Raw genomic sequence first — 1,067 nt, forward strand, 5'->3', positions numbered from 1 at the left:
CGCGCACCACGTTCGGCAGGGTGAACAGGAAGAGCAGCCCGATGGCCGTGTTCACCGCGATCCGGGCCGGGGCGCCGCCGGTGCGATGCGGGGCGCCGCCGGGCAGCTGAAGGACCTGGAGCGGCGGCAGAAGTCGCGGGCGACCCGGGCGCAGCGCGACGCGTTGGACCGGGCGCTGGTCGACCTGGCCGGCTTCTACCGGGACGCGCTCACCATGGCGCTGCGCGCCCCCGTCGCGCCGGTGCACACCGACACCGCCGCGATCGCCGAGGCCGGCGCGCAGAGGTGGCACGCCGAGGGGGCGCTCCGCCGCCTGGAGGCGGTGCTGGAGTGCCGGGCGGCGATCGAGGCGAACGTCAAGCCGCGGATCGCCGTGGAGGCGATGATGCTCGCCCTGTGGAAGGGCTGACACCCCGGCCGTCCCGTTGTCCACAGGCATCGACACGTGCGATTGCTGTGCGGTACGGTCCGGTGTGCCGTGGTGACGGTGGCGGCACGCTGAGTGAGGTTCGCCGGGGAGGAGTCCGCCGATGCCGCGGGGCGAGATCGACGAGGCCTGGATCGAGGAGGCCGTGCGGCGCTACCGCCGCATCGAGTCCCTCCAGGCCGAGTTCGACCAGGCGGTCGCCACGGTCGAGGTCACCGTGCGCTCGCCGGACGGGCTGGTGGAGGTGGTGGTGACGGCGGGTGGCTCCATCACCGACGTGCGCTTCCTCGGCGCGCTGCACAACCGGCACCCCCGGGACGTCGCCGCGTCCGTGCAGGCCGCCGTGACCGCCGCCGCCGACGCCGCCCAGTGGGCCCGGGAGAAGCTGCACAACGAGACGTTCACCGCCTACCGTCCGCTCACGGGAGCCTGAGATGGAGGACCTGCGAGCCCTCGCCGCGCGGCTGGACTCGGCCGGCGAGACCGTGGCCGGGGTGGCCCGCACGGTCACCGCGGCCGACCCCGCCCAGGCCGCGTTCGGCGCCGACGCCGCCGGCCGGCCGGGGGAGATCGGGCGCGCCCTGCACCGGCAGTGGACGGCCGCCACCGGTGACCGCGCCCGCGAGGCCCACGCCGCCGC

2 protein-coding genes and 1 pseudogene are annotated in these 1,067 nt (G+C 75.9%); all 3 read left to right on the plus strand.

Features of this window, described 5'->3' with window-relative positions; genetic code table 11:
* A pseudogene (locus tag AB0I76_RS30585) lies at positions 1-409 on the plus strand (hypothetical protein); the annotation flags it as partial.
* Positions 410-530: 121 nt separating this feature from the next.
* Positions 531-860, plus strand: a complete 330-nt coding sequence (locus AB0I76_RS30590) for a YbaB/EbfC family nucleoid-associated protein (protein ID WP_357042809.1) — start codon at positions 531-533, stop codon at positions 858-860.
* 1 nt (position 861) lies between these two features.
* Positions 862-1,067, plus strand: a 206-nt coding sequence (locus AB0I76_RS30595; protein ID WP_357042812.1) for a hypothetical protein, incomplete at its 3' end; no start/stop codon positions are given.

This window comes from Micromonospora sp. NPDC049799 (assembly GCF_040656655.1).
Classification (GTDB): Bacteria; Actinomycetota; Actinomycetes; order Mycobacteriales; family Micromonosporaceae; genus Micromonospora.

Coding starts and splice junctions, on each gene's coding strand:
- AB0I76_RS30590 (WP_357042809.1), top strand. CDS start 531: ATGCCGCGGGGCGAGATCGACGAGGCCTGGATCGAGGAGGCCGTGCGG.